24 protein-coding genes and 3 pseudogenes are annotated in these 25,146 nt (G+C 42.2%); 24 read left to right on the top strand and 3 right to left on the bottom strand.

The genetic code is table 11. From position 1 onward, the window contains the following. Positions 1–214 precede the first annotated feature (214 nt). Positions 215–442, top strand: coding sequence for a hypothetical protein (locus tag ACRWSG_RS20240; RefSeq protein ID WP_220095044.1), 228 nt, complete (start codon positions 215–217; stop codon positions 440–442). A gap of 69 nt (positions 443–511) precedes the next feature. On the opposite strand, the gene ACRWSG_RS20245 is transcribed toward ACRWSG_RS20240, so the two are convergent. From ACRWSG_RS20245 to ACRWSG_RS20255, 3 genes are all read right to left on the bottom strand, one after another. Then, positions 512–3,268: a S8 family serine peptidase gene (locus ACRWSG_RS20245; protein ID WP_462167381.1), complete on the bottom strand. Its 2,757-nt coding sequence runs from the start codon at positions 3,266–3,268 to the stop codon at positions 512–514. Next, a complete protein-coding gene (locus ACRWSG_RS20250; RefSeq protein WP_462167382.1) occupies positions 3,253–4,290 on the bottom strand; it encodes a S8 family peptidase in 1,038 nt (345 codons plus the stop codon). The genes ACRWSG_RS20245 and ACRWSG_RS20250 overlap by 16 nt, the downstream gene beginning before the upstream one ends. Positions 4,291–4,526: 236 nt before the next feature. Then, entirely contained in the window at positions 4,527–5,180 is a 654-nt protein-coding gene (locus ACRWSG_RS20255; protein ID WP_138616485.1) for a DUF6058 family natural product biosynthesis protein, read from the bottom strand. A gap of 160 nt (positions 5,181–5,340) precedes the next feature. Here ACRWSG_RS20255 and dapA point away from each other — a divergent pair. From dapA to ACRWSG_RS20370, 23 genes and pseudogenes are all read left to right on the top strand, one after another. After that, positions 5,341–6,255 (top strand): annotated as a pseudogene (dapA, locus tag ACRWSG_RS20260) (4-hydroxy-tetrahydrodipicolinate synthase). Between the two features lie 105 nt (positions 6,256–6,360). Continuing rightward, a complete protein-coding gene (locus tag ACRWSG_RS20265; RefSeq protein ID WP_462167383.1) occupies positions 6,361–7,071 on the top strand; it encodes a beta-ketoacyl synthase chain length factor in 711 nt (236 codons plus the stop codon). Beyond that, entirely contained in the window at positions 7,061–7,846 is a 786-nt protein-coding gene (locus tag ACRWSG_RS20270; RefSeq protein WP_138599434.1) for a lysophospholipid acyltransferase family protein, read from the top strand. Before ACRWSG_RS20265 ends, ACRWSG_RS20270 begins: the two co-directional genes overlap by 11 nt. Next, a pseudogene (locus ACRWSG_RS20275) lies at positions 7,843–8,101 on the top strand (phosphopantetheine-binding protein). The gene ACRWSG_RS20270 and the pseudogene ACRWSG_RS20275 overlap by 4 nt, the downstream one beginning before the upstream one ends. A gap of 25 nt (positions 8,102–8,126) precedes the next feature. Further along, positions 8,127–8,372 (top strand): acyl carrier protein, encoded by a 246-nt coding sequence (locus tag ACRWSG_RS20280; protein WP_054554554.1) that lies wholly within the window; start codon positions 8,127–8,129, stop codon positions 8,370–8,372. 8 nt (positions 8,373–8,380) lie between these two features. Beyond that, positions 8,381–8,947 carry a COG4648 family protein gene (locus tag ACRWSG_RS20285; RefSeq protein ID WP_138599435.1) on the top strand — a complete coding sequence of 189 codons (567 nt, stop codon included), beginning with the start codon at positions 8,381–8,383 and terminating at the stop codon, positions 8,945–8,947. Beyond that, entirely contained in the window at positions 8,934–10,292 is a 1,359-nt protein-coding gene (locus ACRWSG_RS20290) for an AMP-binding protein (RefSeq protein ID WP_138599436.1), read from the top strand. Before ACRWSG_RS20285 ends, ACRWSG_RS20290 begins: the two co-directional genes overlap by 14 nt. Then, positions 10,276–10,629 (top strand): ApeI family dehydratase, encoded by a 354-nt coding sequence (locus ACRWSG_RS20295; RefSeq protein WP_119853021.1) that lies wholly within the window; start codon positions 10,276–10,278, stop codon positions 10,627–10,629. The genes ACRWSG_RS20290 and ACRWSG_RS20295 overlap by 17 nt, the downstream gene beginning before the upstream one ends. A 3-nt stretch (positions 10,630–10,632) precedes the next feature. Next, entirely contained in the window at positions 10,633–11,370 is a 738-nt protein-coding gene (locus tag ACRWSG_RS20300) for a glycosyltransferase family 2 protein (RefSeq protein ID WP_462167384.1), read from the top strand. Further along, a complete protein-coding gene (locus ACRWSG_RS20305) occupies positions 11,370–12,338 on the top strand; it encodes an LpxL/LpxP family acyltransferase (RefSeq protein WP_138599438.1) in 969 nt (322 codons plus the stop codon). The genes ACRWSG_RS20300 and ACRWSG_RS20305 overlap by 1 nt, the downstream gene beginning before the upstream one ends. 1 nt (position 12,339) lies before the next feature. Continuing rightward, positions 12,340–13,884 carry an HAL/PAL/TAL family ammonia-lyase gene (locus ACRWSG_RS20310; protein WP_235373138.1) on the top strand — a complete coding sequence of 515 codons (1,545 nt, stop codon included), beginning with the start codon at positions 12,340–12,342 and terminating at the stop codon, positions 13,882–13,884. Continuing rightward, positions 13,877–14,302 (top strand): acyl-CoA thioesterase, encoded by a 426-nt coding sequence (locus ACRWSG_RS20315; protein WP_054554548.1) that lies wholly within the window; start codon positions 13,877–13,879, stop codon positions 14,300–14,302. Before ACRWSG_RS20310 ends, ACRWSG_RS20315 begins: the two co-directional genes overlap by 8 nt. Next, a complete protein-coding gene (locus tag ACRWSG_RS20320) occupies positions 14,302–14,820 on the top strand; it encodes a LolA family protein (protein WP_462167385.1) in 519 nt (172 codons plus the stop codon). Before ACRWSG_RS20315 ends, ACRWSG_RS20320 begins: the two co-directional genes overlap by 1 nt. Beyond that, a complete protein-coding gene (locus tag ACRWSG_RS20325) occupies positions 14,817–17,036 on the top strand; it encodes an MMPL family transporter (RefSeq protein WP_462167386.1) in 2,220 nt (739 codons plus the stop codon). Before ACRWSG_RS20320 ends, ACRWSG_RS20325 begins: the two co-directional genes overlap by 4 nt. A 3-nt stretch (positions 17,037–17,039) precedes the next feature. Next, on the top strand, positions 17,040–18,281 hold the full coding sequence (locus tag ACRWSG_RS20330; protein ID WP_199528726.1) for a tryptophan 7-halogenase: 1,242 nt from the start codon (positions 17,040–17,042) through the stop codon (positions 18,279–18,281). Beyond that, entirely contained in the window at positions 18,269–18,820 is a 552-nt protein-coding gene (locus ACRWSG_RS20335) for a DUF3261 domain-containing protein (protein ID WP_138599443.1), read from the top strand. The genes ACRWSG_RS20330 and ACRWSG_RS20335 overlap by 13 nt, the downstream gene beginning before the upstream one ends. Positions 18,821–18,822: 2 nt before the next feature. Then, positions 18,823–19,986 carry a beta-ketoacyl-ACP synthase gene (locus ACRWSG_RS20340; protein ID WP_294407854.1) on the top strand — a complete coding sequence of 388 codons (1,164 nt, stop codon included), beginning with the start codon at positions 18,823–18,825 and terminating at the stop codon, positions 19,984–19,986. Next, entirely contained in the window at positions 19,973–20,428 is a 456-nt protein-coding gene (locus tag ACRWSG_RS20345; RefSeq protein ID WP_294407856.1) for a hotdog family protein, read from the top strand. The genes ACRWSG_RS20340 and ACRWSG_RS20345 overlap by 14 nt, the downstream gene beginning before the upstream one ends. After that, a complete protein-coding gene (gene fabG, locus ACRWSG_RS20350; protein WP_063707666.1) occupies positions 20,425–21,150 on the top strand; it encodes a 3-oxoacyl-ACP reductase FabG in 726 nt (241 codons plus the stop codon). Before ACRWSG_RS20345 ends, fabG begins: the two co-directional genes overlap by 4 nt. Further along, a complete protein-coding gene (locus ACRWSG_RS20355; RefSeq protein ID WP_294407862.1) occupies positions 21,150–22,376 on the top strand; it encodes a beta-ketoacyl-ACP synthase in 1,227 nt (408 codons plus the stop codon). The genes fabG and ACRWSG_RS20355 overlap by 1 nt, the downstream gene beginning before the upstream one ends. Continuing rightward, entirely contained in the window at positions 22,373–23,203 is an 831-nt protein-coding gene (locus ACRWSG_RS20360; protein WP_462167387.1) for a MipA/OmpV family protein, read from the top strand. The genes ACRWSG_RS20355 and ACRWSG_RS20360 overlap by 4 nt, the downstream gene beginning before the upstream one ends. Then, a complete protein-coding gene (locus ACRWSG_RS20365) occupies positions 23,204–23,635 on the top strand; it encodes an excinuclease ABC subunit A (protein WP_235377292.1) in 432 nt (143 codons plus the stop codon). It abuts the gene before it with no gap. A gap of 67 nt (positions 23,636–23,702) precedes the next feature. Beyond that, positions 23,703–25,005, top strand: a pseudogene (locus tag ACRWSG_RS20370) (DEAD/DEAH box helicase). Positions 25,006–25,146: the final 141 nt, after the last annotated feature.

Below are 25,146 nucleotides of genomic sequence, written 5' to 3' on the forward strand. Positions count from 1 at the left end.
ATAGGGTGGTTGACTATTTAGATCAAGATAAAAATGATTCTTATTTATATCGCGTTGTCTTAAATTTGTACAAGCTGAACAATCAATAAGCAGTTAGATTTAAAAAGCTGGATATTGTTGATAAGGCTGTTATAACTAGGTATGCGTGCTTATTTTTAAGAGGGATATGGAAGTGAATGATAAAACTAGCCGTGAAGAACTAGATCAAAATGTAATGAACACGCTTCGCGATAAAGACCATTCTGTTTTAGCTAATCATGTAGACACCTTGTCGTGTACTCACAACGATATTATTGAATTATTGGCCCAGTATTTAGCGTTAAGTGAACAAGATGATGATGAGCGTTTCGATACCTGGTTTGATAATCTAAGTAAAGAGCAACACACTGTTGTGAAGACTTTTGAAGTGTATCGAGGTCAGTACGAGCATTTAGATTCTTAATACTTGATCATGTTGTTTTTACATGAAAAAAGCCACCCGAAGGCGGCTTTGCTGATTAGCGCTAACTAATTAATCTAACATGTAAGCTCGCATGGTAATTTGCTCAGCTTGGCTTGAACCATAATCAGAAACAATCGTACGAATATGGACAAAGTCACCAACGTTTCCAGTATTAGGGATCGTAGCTACCCATTCACCGTCAATGTGTTCAACTTGTGCATCTAACCAGTTTTCGCTTGAGAACTTCGTTGATACAGGGCAATAGATATAAGCAGCCACGTTAGCAATCGTACATTCTTGGCCGTATGCATATTGTAACTGTACATCTGCCAGCGCCACTTCACCTACACCGTCTAGTAAACCCGTTAACTTAACTTGAGCGGCTTCACCTGCTTTCATGCTGTTGTTAATATCAACCGGTAAATCAACCATAGGCACTAAAATTGGCTGAACACCTTGTTGCTGCTCGTCAGCGGTAAATGTATAGAAACCTTGGTAAAGAGAACCTAGCTTATCATTTATTGGAGAGCGCTCACCAACACCACGGGCATAAGAACGCATTTCTAAGGTAATTTGATGAGAGCCCGGCTCAAGTGTTAACGTACCTTGATACGGAGATGCTGGCTCACTATTTACTTTTAAACCAAAGGCTGAGCTACCCATAAAGCCAAAAATACCATCATGGTTTGCGGCATCGCCAAACGAAGCAAGGTTAAAGTAAAGGACATTGGTATCGCGGTTAATAATCGCCGAGCCACTGCTGCCTAAGCTACCAGCACGTGGACCTTTAAACCAAGTGGTACTTTGCTCAGCACCTTCAGTCATAGCGCGTGGACCATCAAAATAAGCGCCTGCGCTTTGAATTTGATAGTTTGGCATAACGACATTCGTCCATGCATTTTTTGTACTTGCTGTGTAATATTCATCACGCTGATGAGGTAACATAATTAACTGTGAGCTACCTGTTGAGTAGAACTCCCCTGTACTGTTGGTCATTGCCATAACATCAGTCCATGCCGGGCGCTCATCATTTTGCGAGTGATAAGACGCACTTATTTTATGCATTTTATGTTCAGCAATATTGATTTGCCCAGATTGAATTCGGTCATCAACAATATGGTTTATTGAATAAGCATAAGGTGAGCGTTCAGCCGCAATACCAGACCAGCTAACAATATTGTTGCCAGCCTCTATTTCTGCCATTAAGGCTTCACCTTGTTCGGTACTAATACCAATCACGGGGACTTTTGGTGTGCCTGTGATTGCCCCTTTATATCGGCCGCCACGACCAGGACGATAAAAAATCACACCGCTGGCGCCATGTTTCATCGCATTACCGACCATGTAAGACGTGAGGTAATTAGGGTTAGCAATAAGCGCAATTTTTCCGTCTAACTCAAATTGACTCCAGTCAGTGCTGTAGCCTGCATCACCTACAGGTACGACTTCTGCAGAGCCTTCACCATGAAAAGACAGTGCTAAACCTTGTTTGATGTAATCAAGTTCAACCCCGTTTTGCATAGTGACGGTTGTTTCTGGAGCTACCGCGCGGGTGGTGATAAATGAACGAAAACGGTCGTCATGACCTTGTGACCATGCATACATATCATTTACGTAATCAGGTGCCATTTCGATAGCAGCAAGCTTCGCAACTTCTTGATCGTCAATCGCGTAAGTAAAGCCAAACGAATAACCTTGTGGCTCAAGAGGCTGGTCAGCTTTAAAGGTAACAGGCTGAGCGTTACGTGCATCAAAGTTAATCTCTGTTTTGCCATCAATCTTACGATTTAATACAGCCATTTGTGCCGCTGATTCAACTAAACCAGAGCTGGTTTGCGGGTTATCGTAAGTCATAATGTTAGCAATCAACGTATAGTAACCAGCAGGTACATCGATATTGGCTTTACCGCCAGTGAGCCTAACAAGACTGCCCCAATCATCTTCTTCATTAATTAAGTAAAGCTTAGATGGAGAGCCTGCTTGATTACCCCAGCGATCAGTCAGGTTTACCGTTAAATTAACGTGAGGCTGGTCAATCCAAAATGACACTGGTACAGTCACTTGCTGATCTGTATTGCCAACGGTTGTGCCTGTGATACGACCTGTAATTGCACCATAAGCACTGTTATTAAGTGCCACACTTGGGTCAATCCACATAGGAACTTGAGCAACACCTTTGGCTGGGATTGTAACAGATTTAATATCTAATCCTGCTAGAGTTGCTGGCAATTGTGTTTTGCCATCTTCGCCAATTAAGTCTAATTTCAATTTTAATTTAATACTCTCATCAGACGTATTTGTCAGCGTGATCTGTGTTTCGGTAAATTCATTATTAGTAGCGCTATCAAAGTAGCCAAGTTCACGGTTTGCAGGGGCTACAATAGCTTGATCAATGGCACGGTCGATATTCATGGCACCGGCACCTTGCTCAAGTACGTGAGAATCACCACTAAATACAGATGATGTAAGCACGTCTTTAATTTCTTTTGGCGTAAGGTCTTGGCGAGCTTGCATAACAATTGCAGCACCACCGGCAACATGAGGGGCTGCCATCGAAGTACCTGAATAGACGCGGTAAGCCGTATCACCTAAGCCACCAGAAGCCGCAGCAACAACAGATACACCTTGCGAGGCAATATCCGGTTTTGCTGAATGGCCATCTGGCGATGGACCGCGTGAAGAGAACGACGCCGTATTGCCATCACGATCAATGGCACCTACGGTTAATGCACTTGGCGCGCAGCCCGGTGAACCAATCGTTTCACGGGTAAAGCTATTACCTGCAGAGATAACAAATAAGGCCTTATCGCTCAGCGCTTCAACCATCTCAACCAATGGACACTACAGGTTGTTGCTGTGCCACCCAACGACATATTTACAATGTCAGCGTGCTCTGAAAGCACCGCCCATTGCATGCCATTTAAAATACCGTAAGTTGATCCTCCTCCTGTATTGCCAAGTACTTTACCGATTATTAAATCGGCAGCAGGCGCCACACCGACCCATTTACCTTCTGACTCATGGCCATTGCCTGCAACGGTTGAGGCTGTATGAGTACCATGACCATTTAAATCATCTACACCGTTGCTTGAGTAAGTAAAGTCTCGTGATGCTATTACTCGCCCCTGTAAATCAGGGTGCTCAATGTCGTATCCTGAATCGAGTACGGCAACTTTAATACCTGCGCCATTATAGTTAATCGCTGACTCACCATATGCGCCGGTAAGCGGGACTGTTGGATTCAGTGTTTCTGACTGGGTAACCTTGTGAGCATGAACGACAGCATCAAGCCAAAGACCTTCAACGTCAGCTTGTGCAATCAAGGTTTGCCAAGTTTGCGCTGCTTTGTCTTTGCTGATTGCAAATGCAGCGCTGTCGATTAGCTCAATTTCACCGGTTAATGACATACCAGCAAGCGTTGCTGGGACTGCCGGTCCTGCAAGGGTACCGTCGCGGTATTCAACAATGACGGGGAGCGCGTCTGTTGATGCATCATCGTAACCCGATTCATATAACTTATTAATGTTAAATAACTCTAAATCAATCGCATTTGAATCAACTAAGGCTTGAGCATGGTTTGGAACAACATAGGTGTTGTTACCACGTTTAAAGATACTGGTGAATGTATCTGAACCATCTGCATTCACTAATCGAATGCCGCCTAGTTTGCCGTCTTTATTGACAACAGCCGATACTTTGTCCCCAGTGATCAAAGTGAATGTAAGGGCATCTGCTTTACTTTGTTGTGTAACAAATGATTCTTCTGCGGTTGCTGGCTGGGCAATCGATAAGCCGAGCATGGCTAAGTAGGTCGCCTTTAAGCGACCAAGCCTTGGAAAAGGTTTCATTTTTTCATCCTGTATTTTGATGTAATTAGTTTGGAAGAAAGAAGTTATTGCTAGGTGTCAAAATAACAAATATGACAAGAGCAATAACTCGACCAGACCAATCTATCGATCAAGCAGATGAAAACCTACAAAACAAAAGTAGCAAATTGTATTAACCTATTTACAACAAAATAAACATTGTTGTAACTTTGTTCGGCCATTCAGTTTCGCTTCATTTTAAGCGCAAAAATGAGAGGTTATTTTACCGATAGATCGTACTTTGCCACTACGTCATCAATATAACGATGGCGTAAGGTGTTTTTACCTTCGTTGCCCGTACCATGGCTTAACGCGCGATTTATTAGTTTTAGTGCCTTATGCAAGCTTTGACGTTCATCCATGTTTAAACCTGTTTTAGTGCGCATTTCAGTAATATCATCAATCAATAACTTGGCCACATCTAGCTGAACGGCTTCTTCAACTAAGCCATTTTGTGTGAGCACACCGTATTTACTGCATAAAAACTGTTGCCAAACTTGCTGTAAGTGCTCGTCAATTTCACTGCCAAATAATTCTTCATTGATAGCAAAGCCTTGCTCGGCAAGCTTACTAAGTTGATTCGAATATTGCTGAGCAAAATAATTAAACGCTTGGCAGGATGAGGTTATGTCATGTTTGATAATTAATTGCCCCCAACTAGCGGCGCCACGAGGGTAATAGTCTTGATATTCTTCGCATTGATAAATGCCCGAATACGAACTGCATTCTAATTGACTCTGCAAACAGTAACTCGGTTTTGGAAATAAACTACTTTGTTGCCATGCCGATAGCGTTTCCTCATCAATTGATAGGGTATGGCACAGCTCTTCGGTAGTATAAAAGTAGGTTGCCAAAAATTTAGAAAGTTGCATTATCAAATACTCACAATAAATACTGTTAATTTATACAGTATTTGATTTTGGCTTAACTTTGATTTTTTCTCAAGTATTTTTATTTATTGCAGCTCATTACTCGGAAAATGCCTGTGTTTATGATACAACTAGCGCAAATTTTCCAAACATTAAAAAAGTTATGCGCAACCTAGAAACAATTAAACAAGCAAGTTTGATCACCGCTATAAAAACACCGTATTTAACTAATGGTGACATTGATCTTGCATGTTATGACGACCTTGTTGAGCAGCAAATTGCAGCTGGTGTTGATGGCATCATCGTCGGAGGTACCACAGGTGAAAGTTAATTAATGAATTGGGAAGAACACTTAATGCTAATTGCACACAGTGTTAGTAAATTCTCTGATCGTTTATTAATTGTTGGTAATACAGGTAGCAACAACACGCGTGAAGCGATTAAAGCAACCCAGTATGGTTTTGCCACCGGTATGGATGCCGCGCTACAAATCAACCCTTATTACGGGCGCACGTCACTGGCGGGTGTGAAAGAGCACTTTAACCGTTTACTTGATATTGGTCCTGCGTTTATCTACAACGTAGCAGGTCGTACAGGCCAAGATTTAACACCAGATATCATTGAGCCACTCGCTAAGCACGAAAACTTTATCGGTGTAAAAGAGTGCGGTGGTAATGAGCGTATTGCTCATTATGAACAGCAAGGTATTGCTTGTTGGTCTGGTAATGACGATGAAGCACATGATGCACGGCACATTCATAATGCTCACGGTGTTATTTCGGTTACATCTAACATTATTCCAGGCTTATTCCGTCAGTTAATGGATGAGCAAAATGATGCACTTAATGCAAAATTACAGCCACTTATGGGCTGGCTATTCTGCGAACCTAACCCAATCGCGATTAATACGGCGCTGATGATGACAGGCGTGGTAAATCCTGTGTTCCGTCTTCCTTATGTGCCACTAACAAGTGCTCAGCAAGAAATCGGTTTAGGTTACATTAACGAACTTGATGTTGCTGATATAGTAGGCGAAAAAGCTCAACTTTTAGACGAAAAAGACGTTATTTTACGATAAAGATGAATGGGTGCTTAATTTCACTACAATTAAGCACCATTATTTTACTTTTTTATGCCTTATGGGTAAAATTAGCAATCGTTTGGCGCTAAAAGAATAATATTTGTGAAATTTGTTGTTAATAATTTGTGTGTATGGGTTGCGCCCGAGCAACAAATTGCAGAATTAAGCCATCTTGATCACCCTGACCTTGATTTAAGCTGGGTTGCACCAATGCAGCGCCGCCGTCTAAGCCCGTTTATGAAAATGGCACTTCATACTATGCATCAAGCGCAAGGTGAGCATCACCAGTTAGCCGTTAATTTTTCATCTCGTCATGGCGACTTACCTAAAACAGCGCAGCTATTGCATTCACTTGTTGAACAAGAACCGCTTTCTCCGACCGCATTTGGTTTGAGTGTACATAATGCTGCAACAGGCTTGTTCTCGATTATTGCAAAAAACAAAGCACCGATGAATGCCATAGCAGGTGATCAAGACAGCATTATTTCAGCCATGATTGATGGTTTTGCACGTGTCCAGAGTGGTGTTGAGCAGCAAATTTTGGTTGCCCATGCCGAAAGTGTATTACCTGATGAATACTTACCATTTAGCGATGAGCAACAAATCGCTCATAGTGTGTCGTTCATATTATCCAAAGTTCAGGTAGACAAACCGTATTTTGAATTAACAAAACTTCCTGAATCTGAACACTCTCAAAGTGACTCGTGCTTACCCTTGAGTCTACAGTTAGCAGCTGCTTTAGCAAGCAAAGGATCACAATCGCTGCTGACACATCAACAATCAGCTTGGATGCTACAGTACCATGGTGGCTAATTTATATAAAAAGCTGAACAAAATTTGGCGGATACTGGCAACCGGGTTTTGCTTTGCTGTTTTTGGGTTTGGCGGTATTTTACTTACCTTGTTGATTTTACCTATTCAACGATTTTTGGAACCTTGTGAATTTAAACGTAAGCAGAAAGCCCGTTTAACTGTTCACTATAGTTTTAAATTCTTTGTTGCTTTAATGCATTACACCGGTGCTATCCATTTTTCTGTGCAAGATAAACAGAAATTTCATGATCTTAAGGGGCAGCTAGTGCTTGCCAATCACCCCTCATTAATTGATGTTGTAGTGCTGATATCTGTGATTAAAAATGCTGACTGCGTGGTCAAAGCACACCTATTTAAAAATCCATTTATGCGCGGTGTAATTAAAGGCACAGGTTATATTAGTAATGAAGACCCGCAAGAGTTACTGAATGAATGTGAAGCGTCACTCGCTGCTGGAAATAATCTGATTATCTTTCCTGAAGGCACCCGCACAACCCCTGGTGAACAGTTAAAATTTAAGCGTGGTGCGGCAAATATTGCTGCGCGTTGTAAAGCCCCAATTACTTCAGTGCTGATTAGTATGAAACCCAGTACTTTGACCAAAGGCACACCATGGTATTGCGTTGCCGCAACAAAAGCGCATTTTGAGATGCGCTTTGCCACTGATCCATTTACGTTTAACGACACATTTAATAATGAACAACCCGCCATGCAAGCACGACAATTAACCCGTGATTTGCAACATTACTTTTCAGAGGAACTCAGGCACCTATGACTGAACTAAAGAACAAAATAAAACAATTAATCATTAGCAGCTTAGATCTTGAAGATATTACCGTGGATGATATTGAAAATGACCAACCTTTGTTTGTTGATGGTTTAAATTATAGATAGCATCGATGCGTTAGAGCTTGGCTTAGCCATTAAAAAAGAGTTTAACGTTAAAATTGACGCAAACTCAGAACAAACAAAAGCCCATTTTGCATCAGTAGATGCACTGGCAGAATTTATTAACCAACACCAATCATAATACAGACTTAGAAGTAGGAATAAGCATGAAAACCGCTGCTGACATTTACAACGTTTTACAGGGCATTTTAGTAGATGAATTTGAGATTGATGCTGATGATATCAGCCTAGATGCGCACCTGTATCAAGACCTAGATCTTGATAGCATTGATGCTGTTGATTTAGTTGTAAAACTACGCGAAATCACTGGCAAGAAAATTGAGCCAGATGCATTTAAACAAGTGCGTACTGTGCAAGATGTTGTAAATGAAGTAGAAAAACTCGTTTCATAAACATTACTATGCTCAAAGCGATAACCACAACACTGCTTTTAGTGTGCTTATCTTTATACCCATTTATTGTGTATTTTGGATTACAGCATATCTCAATAAGGCAAGTGAGCTTGGTACTGATGGTATTGTTAGGTCTAAGGCTTTTGCTGAGCAAAAAGCTGCTCACATCTATGCCATGGATAAAGCCAGCCTCTATTTTGGCTATTATCGCTTTAGCAACAACGCAGTTTTTTAACAATGATCTGGGCTTGAAACTTTACCCGGTCATTATAAATACAGTAATGGCCATAACCTTTGCTTATTCGCTGAAAAGTGGCCCAACAGTCATTGAGAGTTTTGCTCGAATTAAAGAGCCTGAGCTTGATGAAAAAGGGGTTAATTACACGCGCCAAGTTACTAAAGTATGGTGCGCGTTTTTTATTATTAATGGCAGTATTGCGTTATACACTAGCCTATTTACTTCGTTACAGACATGGACACTGTACAACGGACTAGTAGCCTATATTTTGATAGCTCTCTTGGGCCTTGTGGAATGGCTTGTTAGACAAAAGGTTAAAAATAATGGTATCGAGTAACCTGAAATTTCACCCAGATGCTGCATTTATTATTGCAGGGCAGCCAATAACACACACACAGTTTTTTGCTGATATTGCCGCTTATCAAAGTAAGCTTACGGCGCTTAAAGCTGGCAGTCATGTGGTATTATTCCACCCCGATACCTACCAATTTGCAGTTCGCTTATTTGCCTTAGCCTGTAGTGGTCATAATGTTATTCTGCCGCCTAATGGTCAGCACGAAACCTTAAGTTTATTGCTTGCTCAGTCTGCTTTTTTTGCAGGCGATGCGACCAATATCGATGATGATGTGCTATTTACCAACCTTGAACTCAGTCTGGGTCACACGCCTTTGCAAACTAACCGTTTACAATGGCCAACAAACACAGCGGTTATATTTTATACGTCAGGCTCATCAGGACAATCTAAACCGATAGTAAAACCGTGGCGGGTATTAAATCGAGAGCTTGCAGTACTTTCAATGTCATTTGACTTACCCAGCCAATTTACGTTTTTAGCAACCGTTTCGCATCAACATATTTACGGCTTATTATTTCGTTTACTTTGGCCGTTGGCGAAAGGCCATATAATTGATAGTGAACAAATTCAGTACCCTGAGCATATTGCGCAAAGGCTAAAAAATATTCGTTATGCAGCGCTCGTTTCAAGCCCTGCGCAACTTGGTCGCTTATGTGCTGATAATGTGTTAATTCCTGAGCGTGACAAAATTAAATGGTTATTTTCCTCTGGCGGACCGCTCAATAATGAGCATGCCGAAACTTTATTTAACCAGTTAGCTCGCCCTGCTACCCAAGTATTTGGTAGTACCGAAACCGGCGGTATTGCTTATCGACAAGTTACACAAGCCGCGGTTGATGTACCATGGCAGCCGTTTAATGGTAATTTTTTATCGCTGAATCATGAAGGACGCTTGATGCTAGACTCTGCGATTTTAGAGCAATCGAATTTTCCTTTAGATGATAGAGCACTCGTTCATAAAAATGGTCAATTTAAACTGTTGGGCCGTATAGACAGAACGATAAAAATTGAAGAAAAACGTTTAAATCTAGATGAGCTTGAGAGTTATCTGCAAAGCCATGACTGGGTAAAAGAAGTTAAAGTGGTGGTTATTCCAGCTAAGCGCGTGCAAATTGGTGCGGTGGTTGTGCTCAGTGATGAAGCTAATAAAGAGCTTGAACAGCAGGGTAAATTGGCAATTAACCGCACATTACAAGCGCACCTCTCAAACCGCTTTGAACGTATTTGCTTACCGCGTAAATGGCGCTATATCGATGCACTTCCTTTTAACAGCCAAGCTAAATTAAGTTTAAAAACATTGGAGCAGTATTTTGCCAAGCCTGAATAACGTGACCCCAGAGGTGGCCGTTTTATCACAAACAGAAACTAGCGTGAGTTTAGCGTTAACCATTGCGGCTGATTTAGATTATTTTCGCGGCCACTTTCCTGATGCTCCAATTTTAGCAGGCGTAGTACAGCTGGATTGGGCAGTAAAATATGCTCAGCAATATTTGGGTTTTGGCAAACTAGTACAAGATTTAGAAGTGTTAAAGTTTCAGGTGGTAACAACCCCCGATATGACGGTAAACCTAACTCTTGAGCGCAATGCAAAAGGCAAGTGCCTGTTTAGCTATCACTCAGACAAAGGCCAACATGCATCCGGTCGAATAGTATTTTGTGATTAAGCCATGAACCAGTTTTGTATTGTTATTCCTAATTACAATCACACCCATGCTATTGCTGCTGTACTCGATGAGCTAAAAGAGCTACAGCTGTCGATAATCATGGTTGATGATGGCAGTGACGCTGATGCCAAGCAAGTATTTGCAGAGCTTGACGCACAGTACGATTTTTTGACCTTGATAAGCCATGCTCAAAATCAAGGTAAGGGTGGGGCAGTTCAAACTGGCTTGCTGGCTGCCTATCAGCAAGGGTTTAGCCATGCCATTCAGGTTGATGCTGACGGCCAGCATTCGTTAGCAGATATTAGTAAGTTGATTGAACTCAGTAATGCATCACCTAACAAGGTGATCAGTGGTTGTCCTATTTATGATAGCTCCGTGCCAAAGCACCGTTATTTGAGTCGTTACATCACCCATTTTTGGGTTTGGGTAGAAACACTCAGCTTTGATATTGTTGATTCAATGTGTGGTTTTCGGGTTTACCCATTAGCAGCCGTTGAACAATTAATGGCTAAGCAAGCGCTTGGCAAGCGCATGGACTTTGATATTGAAATTTTAGTCAGGCTTTATTGGCAAGGTGTTAAAGTCACGTTTTTGCCAACCCAGGTTATTTACCCTGAAAATGGCGTATCTCATTTTCGAGCTTTACACGATAACGTGGGAATTTCGTGGCTGCATACGCGTTTATTCTTTGGTATGTTGCTACGCTCTCCCAAGCTACTTTGGCGTAAGGTGGCTGGCTAATGGCTGTAAAGCACTGGTCAAAAATGCAAGAACGTGGCAATCGCTTTGGCATGCAAATATTGCTCGTGTGCTATCGCGTATTTGGTCGTAAAGGCTTGTGGTTGGTGTTGTTTCCGGTGGTGTTTTATTTGTTTTTAACAGGCAAAACTGCCCGTCAAGCGTCACATGCATTCTTAACCCAAGCGCGTAAAGTGAATGGCAATAACAAAGCGGTTACTTGGCGCGATAGCTTCCGTCATTTTCGCTGCTTTGCTGACAGCGCCTTTGACAAAATAGATGCATGGCTTGGACGAATTCAGCAACATAATATTCTTTACACCAACGAAGCGCTGTTTAAACAACTCGATGAGCAACAGCAAGGGGCTATTTTTATTGGCTCACACCTTGGCAATTTAGAGGTGTGTAGAGCACTTAGCCAACACCGAAACAGTAAAACGATCAATGTATTGGTGTTTACGCATCATGCTGTTGAATTTAATAAATTACTGAAAAGTATCAATCCGGATGTTGCAGTAAACCTCATTCAAGTAACCGATCTTGGCCCAGATATGGCAATTATGCTCAAAGAAAAAGTCGAGCAGGGTGAAATTGTGGTGATTGTCGGTGATAGAACCAGCACCACCACCGCAGGAAGAGTTATTGAAGCGGACTTTTTAGGTAAGCCAGCCCCTTTTTCACAAGGGCCATTTATTTTAGCTGCGCTGTTAGATTGCCCGGTGTTTCATCTGTTTTGTTTAAAAGATAAAAAGCCAAATGGCGAAACATGTTACCGCGTGATTTTTGAAAAATACGCCGACAAGCTCGTTTTACCGCGTAAAACGAGGCAACAAACATTACAACAAATTGTTAGCGATTATGCGCAAAGGCTCAGTTTTTATGCTGCGGCCTATCCGTATCAATGGTTTAATTTTTATGATTTTTGGCAAAATGACGAGCAAGTGTCTCGTAGTCAAAACAAGGAGAACTAAGGTGTCAGAGCACTCGACTACCGTATTTGGCCAACAGCGTTTATCAATCGAAGATATTGTTCATATTGCATTAGAGCAAGGTGCTGTAGCGTTAACATCAGACCGTCAATTTGCAAATAAAATAGACAGCGCAGTAGCGTTTTTAGATAAGTTGCTTGAAGATGATGGCGTGATATATGGTGTTACCACAGGTTATGGCGACTCAGTAACCGTAAAAGTGCCACTTGATTTAGTCAATGAGTTACCACTGCATCTTACTCGTTTTCATGGTTGTGGCCTTGGCGATGTGTTTAATCAAGCCCAAGGGCGCGCTATTTTAGCGACTCGTTTAACCTCGCTTTCACAAGGTTATTCTGGTGTTAGCTGGGAGATGTTGAATTTATTACGTGACTTTTTAAACCACAATATCGTACCGGTGATCCCGCAAGAAGGCTCAGTGGGAGCCAGTGGTGATTTAACGCCGCTTTCGTATGTAGCCGGTGCTATGGTTGGTGAGCGAGATGTGTATTACAAAGGCGAAATTAAAAACAGTCTAGAGGTGATGCAAGAACTTGGCTTAAAGCCATTAAAGCTGCGCCCGAAAGAAGGGCTGGCAGTCATGAATGGCACGGCTGTGATGACAGCTTTAGCATGTCTTGCTTATGATAGAGCTGATTACCTAGCCAAACTGACCAGCCGTATAACAGCCCTTGCAAGCCTTGCATTAAAAGGTAACAGTCATCACTTTGATGATATTTTGTTTTCGGTGAAGCCACATCCAGGGCAACAGCAAGTAGCTGCATGGATCCGTGGAGACTTAAACCATGTAGAACACCCGCGTAATGCTGACCGCTTACAAGATAGGTATTCAATTCGCTGTGCTCCACATGTTATTGGTGTGCTGCAAGATAGTTTGCCGTGGTTTAGGCAAATGATTGAAAATGAACTAAATTCGGCAAATGATAATCCAATTATCGATGGTGAAGGTGAGCACGTATTGCATGGTGGTCACTTCTATGGTGGTCATATTGCAATGGTAATGGATAGCATGAAAACCGCTGTTGCTAATTTAGCCGACTTAGCAGACAGACAAATCGCATCCTTAGTTGATACGCGCTATAACAATGGTTTGCCTTCTAATTTATCGGCGAGTAATGATGAGCGTCGCTACATTAACCATGGTTTTAAAGCGGTCCAAATTGGTGCCAGTGCATACACGGCTGAAGCATTAAAACTAACCATGCCAGCAAGTGTGTTTTCTCGTTCAACCGAGTGTCACAACCAAGATAAAGTGAGCATGGGAACCATCGCTGCACGAGATTGTTTGCGTATATTGCAACTTACCGAGCAAGTGGTTGCTAGTACCTTGCTTGCGAGTATTCAAGGTTTGCGTTTACGTATTAATAGTGGCGAGCTTGAGTTTGCTAGTTTAACCCCTGATGTACAAAGTATGTATCAAGACATTAGCGAGTTTTTCCCGCTGCTTGATGAAGACCGTCCTCTAGAGGCTGTTCTTCGTTTTACAGTTGACGCTATTCAAACAAAACGTTGGAGTTTATATGCATAGTCGTGGCTCGTTGCTGAGCACTCATGTTGAGATTGAAATTCCTTTTCATGATTGCGATCCAATGAATGTGGTATGGCATGGTAATTACCCGCGCTATTTAGAAGTCGCGCGCTGCGAATTACTGCGTTTGTTTGATTATGATTATGTGCAAATGCAAGAGTCTGGCTATGCGTGGCCGATTATTGACATGCATATTAAGTACGTCGGCTCAGCATTGTTTACACAAAAAATCCGCGTTGATGCCTACTTAAAAGAATATGAAACACGATTACGTATCGATTACGTAATCACTGATTGCGCTACAGGTAAAAAGTTAACCAAAGCAACGACTATCCAAGTTGCGGTTGATATAGAGAAAAAAGAAATGCAGTTTGTTTCGCCGCCTGTGCTACATGAAAAACTTCAAAAGGTGATTTAATGCGATTAAGCGTGTTGTTACTGAGTGTTATTGTTTTTTTTCCTGTGTTTGCATCAAGCGCTGTGACAAAGCAAGGCACATTCAGCCAAGAGAAGCATTTTATAGGGTTTAGTAAACCTTTTATATCAACAGGTTCGTTTGAGCTTGCTGAAGATGGCCTCACTTGGCAGGTTGAATCTCCGGTTAAAAGCACGCTATTAATCAAGCAAGGGCAAGTATATACCCTGAATGACCAAGATGAGCCGCAGCTACAAAAAGGCGCGGAGCCTTACGTTAATTTGCTGCAAGCGATTTTAAAGCATGATGAAGTTGCACTTGCTGAGCAATTTACGATGACAGAGCATGCAGAGCCCGGTTGTCAGACTTTATTGCCTAAAGATGACTTGCTAAAGCAGCTATTTAGTCAGTTCGAATTATGTGTTGCAGCAGAGCAAGTGAGCCGTGTGCGTCTTCAAGAAGCAAATGGTAACTTTACTGTGTTACGCTTTGCTTATCCGCAAAATGAGCAAAAACAGTGAAAGCATGGGGCCTAACGCTCGCTTGGCTGAGCCTATTAGTTAGCGCCTTAGTGGTTGTTTTTATTGTAAAACAGCCGACGTTGAATAATGATATTTTGGCTTTGTTGCCAAAGCCAGAACCGCGTTTACAGCAAGTCGAAGAACACTTTTTTTCAGCTAACAAACAGCAGTTGAGTTTTTCTTTTCGTGGTGAGAATGCAGTAAAAGCTTATGATGATTTACATCAGTGGCTTTCTAGCAAACATATTGAGCCTCGTTTTAAGTTACCAGAAATATCCCAGTTGGCAGCATTTTACGGTCAGTACGCAGGGCATTTAGTGTCCGAGGAATATAAGCAAGCGATTGGCGATGCTAATCGCTTTCAACAGTATTACTTTAGCCAGTTGAGTAAAGTCGCTGATCCTTTTGTTTCAAGTACTATCAACCAAGACCCTACGCTTGCTACAGCGGGGTTCTTATCTGAGGCTATGGCACACACGCAGCAATTTGAGCTGCAAGATGGCCGAATTAACATTAACTATCAAGGTGATGAGTATTTAATATTATTCGTGCAAAGTGCTGACAATGCCTTTTCAATAAATCAATCAATAGCGTTAAGCAATGAGATAGTTGCCTATATCGCTGAGCTTGAAGGCCGCTATCCAGATACACAAATTCGCTATGCCGGTGCTTTATTTCATACCGCAGCAAATGCACAGCAAGCCAAATTTGAAATGACCTTGTTTGGTTCGGTGAGCTTGCTGGCACTTATTGTGATGGTGGTCTGGGTGTTCCGCTCGATAAACGCATTGTGGTTGGCCTCTGTAACCGTGATAAGCGCCGCTATTGGCGGCACCATTGCGCTGATCAGTATTTTTAGTCAGGTGCATGTATTAACCATGGTGTTTGCCGTGACGCTGATTGGTATTGCCATTGATTATGCATTTCATGGCATGCTTGATTTAACCGAGCAGCCGCAAGGTTTTAGCCAAGGGCTCAAACTGGCGCTGGTGTTGTCGTTACTAACTACCACACTCGGTTACGCGAGTTTGTTTTTCTCGCCAGTGCAGTTACTCAGTCAAGTGGGTGTTTTCGTTGTTGCAGGGCTAGTTACAGCTTGGCTTTGCACCCGCATTTTATTGCCTTATTGGCAAGCTGGTTTAACCATTAACACTGTTGCGCATCAGTTAGCAAACAGGTTAAGTGGTTATTTAGAACGATTAACGCATTATCGCGTCTCACTCAGCATGCTGATGTTAGTGTTTTTGAGTGCTTTCGCCTTACTAAAACCCCCTGTGATTAATGATGATGTAAAGCTGCTAAATGCAAGTTCTGCTGATTTAATGCAAAACGAAGCGCTGCATATGTCTTTATTTGGTAAAGATAATGGCCAAATCATGATTTTATTTGCCGATAATGCGCAGCAGTTATTAGTACAACAAGAAGCATTAAAAGCAACTATTCTCGGCCTTAATGGCACTGCTGTGATGCTTAGTGACTTAGTGCCTAGTAAACAATTACAACAGCAAAACTATGCGCAACTGCATTCGGCCCAGCAAGCGATGAGTGTGGTTAGCCAAATGACAGGGACGGCCGTTGAGCTTTCAACATCAATGCTTGATTTAAACGCGGCACTTAATTCGCCGTTAGCGCCGTTAATTGCTAACCAAGTGATCTCAAACAATACACTAACCGCAAGCTGGTTTATGGTAACCGGTGTAAATAAATCCGAGCTGATGGATTTAGCCAACGCTGACCCAGATTTAATTGTTTACGATAAAGTCGCGATGATAAGCGAAGGTTTAAGTCATTACTCAAATTCGTTACTGGTGACACTGGCCATAGCGATAACCTTTGCGTTACTACTCTTTAGCGTTAAATTTGGTTTTAAAACGGCGTGTAAGCAAACGTTAGTGCTTGTACTAACTACCGCAGCTGTACTGCTACTATGCAGTGCGCTGCAATCTCAGCTGTCGATTTTTAATTTATTAGGCTGTTTATTGATATTAGCGTTGGCAATCGATTACTTGGTGTTTTATCAGGTCAATAACTTAAGCCCGAGCAATGTACTCGCAATTAGTTTGTCAGCGGCATCATCGATGTGGGTATTTGGCATGTTGGCCGTTTCGAAAACACCGGCCATTTTCAGTTTCGGATTAACGATATTAGTGGGGCTAGTTTGTATCTATATCTTTGCGCCGCTCAGTATTGCATTACCTAAAAATAAGGAAAAATAATAGGTGAATAATCAAGTTCAACAGGCTGATGTTGTTATTATTGGTGCGGGTCCTTCAGGTGCCGTGGCTGCTAGTTTACTGGTGAAAAAAGGTTGGCATGTGGTGGTGTTAGAGCAGCAAACCTTTCCGCGTTTTTCGATTGGTGAAAGTTTATTACCCCAGTGCATGAGCTTTTTAGCAGAAGCAGGTCTTGAGCAAGCGGTGCAAGCACAGGCACAATCGCTTAGTTTTCAGTTTAAAAATGGTGCGGCGTTTCAGCGTCGGGGCGACCACACAACAATCGATTTTACAGAGAAATTTAGCGACGGCCCTGGCACGACTTTTCAGGTAAAACGCGCTGACTTTGATAAGTGCTTAGCCGATGGTGCCATGCAGCAAGGGGCTGAAATACGTTACCAACATAGCGTGTTAGCGTTCACCGATTGTGAGGATGGCGCTTTACTTGATGTTACGGATGAAAACCAGCAGCGCTATCAAATTAAAGGGCGCTTTGTCCTTGATGCCAGTGGTTTTGGTAGGGTATTACCTCGCTTACTTGATTTAGAGTCAGCATCAAATTTCCCTGTACGGTGGGCTTTTTTCAGCCATTTTAAAGATAATATTAGCGATCCCCTGTTTGACCGCGAAAAAATCTTAATTAATGTTCATCCAGAGCATAAAGATATTTGGTATTGGCTGATCCCATTTAGTGATGGTACGGCAAGCATTGGTGTAGTTGGTAAACCAGAGCAACTTAATGATAAACAACCACTCGCTGGTTTAAATGAATTTATTGAACAAGATAGCTATTTAAGTGAGTTATTAGCCAATCGAGAAGCTATTGGCGAAGCGCGCGCTATCAAAGGCTACTCGGCTAATGTGTCGAGCTTGTATGGTGAGCATTTTGCACTACTTGGTAATGCTGGTGAGTTTTTAGATCCGGTGTTTTCATCTGGGGTGACGATTGCATTAAAATCAGCTTCATTGGTTGCTCCTTTAGTTGATAGCTACTTACGTGGTGAGCAAGTTGATTTCAAAAACGATTACAGTGAACCTTTGCAACAAGGGGTTAATTGCTTTAGAACCTACGTCAGTGCTTGGTATGATGGCTCTTTTCAAGACGTGATTTTTTACAGTGAGAAAAATCAACAAGTGCGTGAGATGATCAGTGCTATTCTTGCGGGTTATGCATGGGATTTACAAAACCCATTTGTAAAACAAAGCAACAAACGCTTAAATACGTTGGTTGAATTATGTCGCGATTAACACGCTCTTTGCTTTTAACCTTGAGCATATTAGTGGCAAGTTGTGCCAGTGAATTTGCAGTAAAAACGGGCGTTGATTTAGCGCCAAATGCAGGGATTTATTTGCTTGATCCACCGCCGTCATTAGTTGCCGATAATTGGCAGCAAGTACTTGAAGTACACCATGGCGATGAGCAGCATACATTACTAGCGCAGCTGAGTTTAAACAGTGAAACGGGTATTAACTTGGCTGTTATGACGGCTCAAGGTATGCCAATCTTTCAGTTAGAAAAAGCGCCACAAGGGCCGATTAAAAGCGAAAAAATGCTCCCTATCAACGCGGTTGATCCTCGCTATATTCTTGCTGATATCATGCTTGTACACTGGCCAGTTACTGTGCTTAACTCGCAGCTTTATGATTTGAACTTGGTTGAACAAGGCTCAACGCGACGCTTATATCAAGGTGAACAGTTAATTAGTGAAATTCGCTATTTAGACGGTACAACAGAGCTTGTAAACTTTCAGCGAGATTACAAAATTAAATTTCAAAGGGTTAATTGATTATGCCATTTTGGCTTAACGACTTAGGTATTGTTAGTGCATTGGGGGTTGGTCATCAACAAACAATGCAAAGTATCAGCTTGCAACCTAAACAAACACTCACAGAGGTGACGTCGCTTGCATTTGAGCAGCGCCCAACGTTTGTGGGTTTGGTTAATGAACTGCCATTAACCGCATCAATGCGGTTTTATCAGCTAATCGATTTAGCGCTGGCGCAAATTACTGACACATTGACAGGCATAAACATTCCGAGTAGCCGTATTGCTGTGGTTATTGGTACCAGTACTGCTGCAATTCAAGAAGGTGAAAGAGGCCGAATTGCCCATGCAGCTAAGGGAAAGTGGCCAGAGGAATTTGATTATTACGACCAAGCGCTCGTCGCACCTGCCAATTATATTGCCAAAAAACTCGCTGCGAAGGGGCCAAGTTACAGCATTTCAACTGCGTGTAGTTCAAGTGCCAAGGCGCTTATTAGTGCGCGTGCCTTACTCAGTGCTGATTTAGCCGATGTGGTAATTTGTGGTGGGGTAGATAGCTTGTGTCAACTCACTATTAATGGCTTTGATTCGTTATCTTCGATCAGCGATGAAATCTGTAAGCCGTTTAGTGACGACAGGTCAGGCATCAATATTGGTGAAGCCGCAGCATTATTTATTATGAGTAAAGAGCAGCACACAAAACAAAGTATTGCCTTTTTAGGTGGTGGTGAAAGCTCTGACGCTCACCATATTTCAGCACCGATTGCAGACGGTTCTGGTGCAATCGCAGCTATGACAATGGCATTGCAAGACGCGAATTTAACACCTTCAGATATTGACTACATTAATGCCCATGGAACAGCTACACCGCAAAATGATGCCATGGAATCTCTGGCAATCAATGAGGTATTTGGCAAAAATACTAAAGTGAGCTCTTCTAAACATTTGACCGGCCACACTCTAGGTGCTGCAGGTGCTTTAGAAGCGGGATTATGTTGGCTCTATTTGGCCTATCCGGAATTTAATCAATTAGTATGTAATCAGGTTATAAAAGACGAATCATTGGCTGAAATTGGTTTAATAACACAACCAGAAACGGCAGAAATTAACACTTGTTTATCAAATTCGTTTGCCTTTGGTGGCAATAATGTCAGTGTAGTACTAGGACATCTAAATGAATCACTATAAAATTGAGCAAGTCGTCCCTCATTGCGAACCAATGATATTGCTCAATCGCCTATCTAGTTACAGCGAAGAGTCAGGTTGCTGTGAAGTGGATATTAGTTCACAAAGCCCGTTTTATGACGAGAGCTTAAATGGGGTTGCCAGTTATATTGGCTGTGAATATATGGCGCAAACTATCGCAGCTTACGCGGGTGCGCTGGCAAAAGACAAAGGAAATGAAGTACAAATCGGTTTTTTAATTGGTACGCGCAAATATAAAACCTATGCACCGGTATTTAAAAACGAGCAAACGCTTAAAGTCTCGGTGACAAAATTATATCAAGAAGAATCAGGGTTAAGTGTATTTGAGTGTCAAATACATAGCGATGAAACATGCTTAGCAGAAGCAAAAATCAATGTGTTTCAACCACAAGACCCCATGCAGTTTATAAGAGAAAATCAATGACAAAACGTATTTTAGTCACCGGCTCAAGCCGCGGTATAGGCAAAGCAATCGCACTGAGATTAGCTAACGATGGCTTTGATATTGCTGTTCATTGTCGCAGTGGCGTGGCTGAAGCAGAGCAAACCTGTGAAGAAATTAGTGCGCTTGGCCGTCATGCAAGCTTATTGCAATTTGATGTTTGCGATAGAGAACTAGCGAAACAACAAATTGAAGCTGATATTGCCGAGCACGGTGCGTATTATGGGGTGATCTGTAATGCCGGTATCACGAATGATATGGCGTTTCCTGCGATGCAAGGTGATGACTGGGATAAAGTGATCCGTACTGGCCTTGACGGTTTTTACAATGTGGTTCATCCAACGGTGATGCCAATGGTGCAAGGTCGCAAAGGTGGCCGAATTGTCACTATGGCGTCAGTGTCAGGGATTGCTGGTAATCGCGGGCAAGTTAACTACAGTGCCGCTAAAGCGGGCATTATTGGTGCGACCAAAGCGCTTTCGCTTGAGCTTGCAAAGCGTAAGATCACCGTTAACTGCGTGGCACCAGGGTTAATCGAAACCGAAATGACAGACGATTTACCGGTTGATGAAATGCTAAAAATGATCCCATTAAAACGTATGGGTTCAGTGAATGAAGTAGCTGGCACTGTGTCGTTCTTGTGTTCCGATGACGCCGCGTATATCACCCGCCAAGTTATTTCTGTGAATGGCGGTATGGTGTAATGAAGCGTGTTGTTGTTACAGGCATGTCTGCCATCACTGCATTAGGTGATACCTGGGGCGAGTTTAAAACCGCTTTGCAAAAAGGTGAAAATGCTGTTCAGTACATGACTGACTGGGATGTGGCGCCTGAATTAAACACTCGACTAGCAGCACCTGTTACTTATTTTAGTAAACCAAGCCATTATAAGCGTAAACAAGTTCGCTCAATGGGGCGTGTTGCTTTGATGTCGACCCGTACTACAGAGCTTGCTTTAGAAGAAGCTGGGCTATTAGACCACCCAAGTCTAACCGACGGTTCTACAGGGATTGCTTTTGGCTCGTCAACGGGGTCAACGCCACCATTACTGGCTTTTGCAAAAATGATGGAAACCGGTGAAATGACGGGCGTAACAGCCACCAGTTACATCCAGATGATGGCACATACGGCGCCTGTGAATGTGGGTGTCTTTTTTGGTTTAAAAGGCCGCGTGATCACTACCAGCTCTGCCTGTACATCGGGGTCGCAAGGTATTGGTTATGCTTACGAAGCGATTAAGTATGGCCGTCAAAAAGCCATGGTGGCTGGTGGTGCAGAAGAGTTATGCATTACAGAAGCCGCTGTATTTGACACCTTGTACGCAACGAGCACAAAAAATGATGCTGCGAAAAGCACGCCACGACCATTTGATCAAAATCGTGATGGTCTGGTTATTGGTGAAGGTGCAGGCACACTCATTTTAGAAGAGTATGAGCATGCCCTTGCACGTGGAGCGACCATTTATGCGGAGCTAGTTGGTTTTGGTTGTAACTCAGATGGTCAACATGTAACGCAACCTACCGCAGAAACAATGCAAGTAGCTATTGAAATGGCCCTTAATGATGCACAGCTTACTGCCGACCAAATTGGCTATGTGAATGCCCATGGTACGTCAACAGATCGCGGTGATATTGCGGAGTCTCTGGCGACTTTCAATGCCCTTGGCAAGAAACCTATTAGCTCATTAAAAAGTTATTTAGGTCATACCTTAGGAGCGTGTGGCGCCATTGAAGCATGGGCAAGTATCAATATGATGAATGATGGTTGGTTTGCACCTACTATCAATTTAACGGATGTCGATCCTGAGTGTGCTGATTTAGATTATATCAAGGGCAATGGCCGTGACATGCAAACAGACTACATTATGAGTAATAACTTTGCGTTTGGTGGCATCAATACCTCGTTAATCTTTAAAAAGTGGCAAGCATGATCAAGTGCAGCATCATAAGTATTTTATTTATTCTAACTTTTAATGCTTATGCTGCAGAAGATAGTGTAGAAAAGGGCACTGCAAAAATGGAGTTCGGTGCAGGCCTTTTTTATGCTGATATCCCGCATTATTTAGGTTCAGATGAAAGTGAGCAATACCTATTGCCTGTGCCTTATTTTCGTTATCAAAGCGATAAAATGGCCATCGACCGCAATAATTTCACCGGCTTTTTGTGGCAGCAAGAAAATCTCCATTTAGACTTATCTGCCAACGTAGGTCTTGCGGTTGACAGTGAAGACAACAAAGCCCGAGAAGGTATGGATGATCTAGATTGGGTGTTTGAATTAGGACCTTCACTTAATTACTACTTAATAGGTGAACCAAATTCTAGACAGCACTTGTATTTAAGCCTGTTTGCACGCAAAGCCATTGCGACAGATTTCTCTGGTATTGATGATATTGGCTGGCGTTATGGATCAAGTGTGTATTATCGAGTGCCGATCATCGAAAAAGCGGATTCACAATTTTCATTAGCGTTTCGTGGCAATATCAACTTTGCTAGCGATAAATACCTTGATTACTACTATGGAGTGAGTGACTTACATAGCAATGAAACTCGCCAAGCATACTCAAGTCGTTCAGGTTTTTCTGGTGCTGATGTATCAATTGGGGTACATTTTGACACACCAAAGTATTGGTTAGGTGGTTTTGTTAAATACCACCACCTTGCTAACAGTCAACAAGAGGCAAGCCCACTCGTGAAGCAAGATTATAATGTTTCGGTTGGTTTTGGTGTTGCATGGAAATTTTATAGAAGGAATTTTTAAATGAAGTTATTGACCCTTGCATGTGTTTTAGTAGCTTGTTTGTTTTCAGCAAACAGTTTTGCACGTGATGATTTACAAACGCTACCTGTACAAGCATTACTTGAAACCACCAAAGCGAAACAAGCATTGTTAGATATTCCGCTGTATTTTGCTGATCAAAGTCATAACACGATTAAAAAAACTTATGGTGAAGTGATCACCAACAAGAAAACCAATGCATTTAATAAAACTGACCGAGAAGCGTGTGAGTGGGTAATGCTAAGTGCTTTAAAAGCATTACAAGAGCGTGCTGTCCGTGAAGGCATGAATGCAGTTGTAAATATTCAGTCGTATTACAAGAAGCGTGAGTTTGTTAGCCAAACAGAATATCAATGTGGTGCGGGTACGTTTATCGCTGGTGTGGCATTAAAAGGCACTTTAGTTAAGTTATAACTAACTAAAGTCATTTTTTTTCTGTATAATTTGCGACCCTTGATATGATGGCCGCAGGTTATACAGCATGAATTTTAAATCATTTAGTTTTTCTTCTGAGCTTTTACAGGCATTAGAAGAGCTTAATTTCGAAACGCTTACTCCCGTTCAACGTAGTGCAATTCCTGCAGTAAGAAAAGGCAAAGACGTACTTGTTAGTGCGCAAACCGGCACGGGTAAAACCGCTGCATTTGCTTTACCACTTATCCAAAAATTATCAGAATCAGCTGTTAGCGAAAATAATGCACCAAGTGCACTAGTGCTTGCACCTACTCGCGAGTTAGCAGAGCAAATTGCTAATAACTTTAAAGCGTTTGCAAAATACACTGAACTCAAAACAGTGTGCTTGTTTGGTGGTATTAATCTAGCGGGTCAAGCTAACGATTTGAAAGCAGGTGTCGATATTGTTGTTGCAACGCCAGGGCGCTTACTTGATCATATTCGTTTAGGTAACATCAGCTTAGCTAATGTTAAGCATTTAGTGCTTGATGAAGCTGACCGTATGCTAGACATGGGCTTTATCAGCGATATGCAAACGGTTATTAATGGCTGTGATGAAGCGCGTCAAATCTTGTTGTTCTCGGCCACTTTCCCTGCGGCAATTAAACAATTTGCCAGTAAAGTACTAAAGCAGCCTGAAATCATTCGTGTCGATCAAACAAACAGTACCGCAGAAACAGTGCAACACGTTGTGTATCCTGTAGAAGAGCGCCGTAAGCAAGAGCTTTTATCTGAATTGATAGGAAAGAAAAACTGGCAGCAAGTACTTGTTTTCGTAAACATGAAAGAAACTGCCGATGAGCTTGTAAAGGAGCTTAACCTTGACGGTATTCCAGCTGTTGTTTGTCATGGTGATAAAACCCAAGGTAACCGCCGCCGCGCTTTACGCGAGTTTAAAGAAGGTAAAGTTCGCGTGCTGGTCGCAACCGAAGTGGCTGCCCGTGGTATTGATATTGAAGGGTTACCACGTGTGATTAACATCGACTTACCTTGGCTTGCAGAAGACTACGTGCATCGTATCGGACCGTACAGGTCGTGCTGGTAAGCCGGGCCAAGCTATTTCGTTTGTGAGCCGTGAGGAAGAAAACACTTTATTCGATATCGAAAAGCTAATTGGACAGCGCATCAAGCGTGTTGTTTTACCAGGTTATGAGGTAAGCAGCCGTGAAGTACTGATTGATAAAATAGGTAAAAAGCCGTCGCATTTACGCCGTAGCCGTACAAATAAGGCTTCGGGTCAGGCAACGGGTGAAGCGCGTGCGAAGAATCGTTCACGTATCGCAAATGTTCGCAAATCTTTGAAAGGCAATAAATTAAGCCTTAAAAAGTAATGAATTTCGATAACAAACGATAAGAGCTTCTATAAAAAAGCCCCATTGCTGTTTGGCAATGGGGCTTTTTTGGCTCTGCTAATCGTACAAATGGAGTGTTTTGTTAATTTTTATACAGTTAAATGCAAAATTAGATTAACA

Source organism: Pseudoalteromonas sp. GB43 (assembly GCF_054923805.1).

What these genes read in the sequence shown, in the direction of transcription:
- ACRWSG_RS20240 (WP_220095044.1), top strand. Translation starts at nt 215, where the DNA reads ATGAACACGCTTCGCGATAAAGACCATTCTGTTTTAGCTAATCATGTA.
- ACRWSG_RS20320 (WP_462167385.1), top strand. Translation starts at nt 14,302, where the DNA reads ATGCGATTAAGCGTGTTGTTACTGAGTGTTATTGTTTTTTTTCCTGTG.
- ACRWSG_RS20270 (WP_138599434.1), top strand. Translation starts at nt 7,061, where the DNA reads ATGGTGGCTAATTTATATAAAAAGCTGAACAAAATTTGGCGGATACTG.
- ACRWSG_RS20315 (WP_054554548.1), top strand. Translation starts at nt 13,877, where the DNA reads ATGCATAGTCGTGGCTCGTTGCTGAGCACTCATGTTGAGATTGAAATT.
- ACRWSG_RS20290 (WP_138599436.1), top strand. Translation starts at nt 8,934, where the DNA reads ATGGTATCGAGTAACCTGAAATTTCACCCAGATGCTGCATTTATTATT.
- ACRWSG_RS20250 (WP_462167382.1), bottom strand. Translation starts at nt 4,290, where the DNA reads ATGAAACCTTTTCCAAGGCTTGGTCGCTTAAAGGCGACCTACTTAGCC.
- ACRWSG_RS20360 (WP_462167387.1), top strand. Translation starts at nt 22,373, where the DNA reads ATGATCAAGTGCAGCATCATAAGTATTTTATTTATTCTAACTTTTAAT.
- ACRWSG_RS20345 (WP_294407856.1), top strand. Translation starts at nt 19,973, where the DNA reads ATGAATCACTATAAAATTGAGCAAGTCGTCCCTCATTGCGAACCAATG.
- fabG (WP_063707666.1), top strand. Translation starts at nt 20,425, where the DNA reads ATGACAAAACGTATTTTAGTCACCGGCTCAAGCCGCGGTATAGGCAAA.
- ACRWSG_RS20280 (WP_054554554.1), top strand. Translation starts at nt 8,127, where the DNA reads ATGAAAACCGCTGCTGACATTTACAACGTTTTACAGGGCATTTTAGTA.
- ACRWSG_RS20285 (WP_138599435.1), top strand. Translation starts at nt 8,381, where the DNA reads ATGCTCAAAGCGATAACCACAACACTGCTTTTAGTGTGCTTATCTTTA.
- ACRWSG_RS20335 (WP_138599443.1), top strand. Translation starts at nt 18,269, where the DNA reads ATGTCGCGATTAACACGCTCTTTGCTTTTAACCTTGAGCATATTAGTG.
- ACRWSG_RS20340 (WP_294407854.1), top strand. Translation starts at nt 18,823, where the DNA reads ATGCCATTTTGGCTTAACGACTTAGGTATTGTTAGTGCATTGGGGGTT.
- ACRWSG_RS20300 (WP_462167384.1), top strand. Translation starts at nt 10,633, where the DNA reads ATGAACCAGTTTTGTATTGTTATTCCTAATTACAATCACACCCATGCT.
- ACRWSG_RS20365 (WP_235377292.1), top strand. Translation starts at nt 23,204, where the DNA reads ATGAAGTTATTGACCCTTGCATGTGTTTTAGTAGCTTGTTTGTTTTCA.
- ACRWSG_RS20305 (WP_138599438.1), top strand. Translation starts at nt 11,370, where the DNA reads ATGGCTGTAAAGCACTGGTCAAAAATGCAAGAACGTGGCAATCGCTTT.
- ACRWSG_RS20255 (WP_138616485.1), bottom strand. Translation starts at nt 5,180, where the DNA reads ATGCAACTTTCTAAATTTTTGGCAACCTACTTTTATACTACCGAAGAG.
- ACRWSG_RS20355 (WP_294407862.1), top strand. Translation starts at nt 21,150, where the DNA reads ATGAAGCGTGTTGTTGTTACAGGCATGTCTGCCATCACTGCATTAGGT.
- ACRWSG_RS20245 (WP_462167381.1), bottom strand. Translation starts at nt 3,268, where the DNA reads ATGGTTGAAGCGCTGAGCGATAAGGCCTTATTTGTTATCTCTGCAGGT.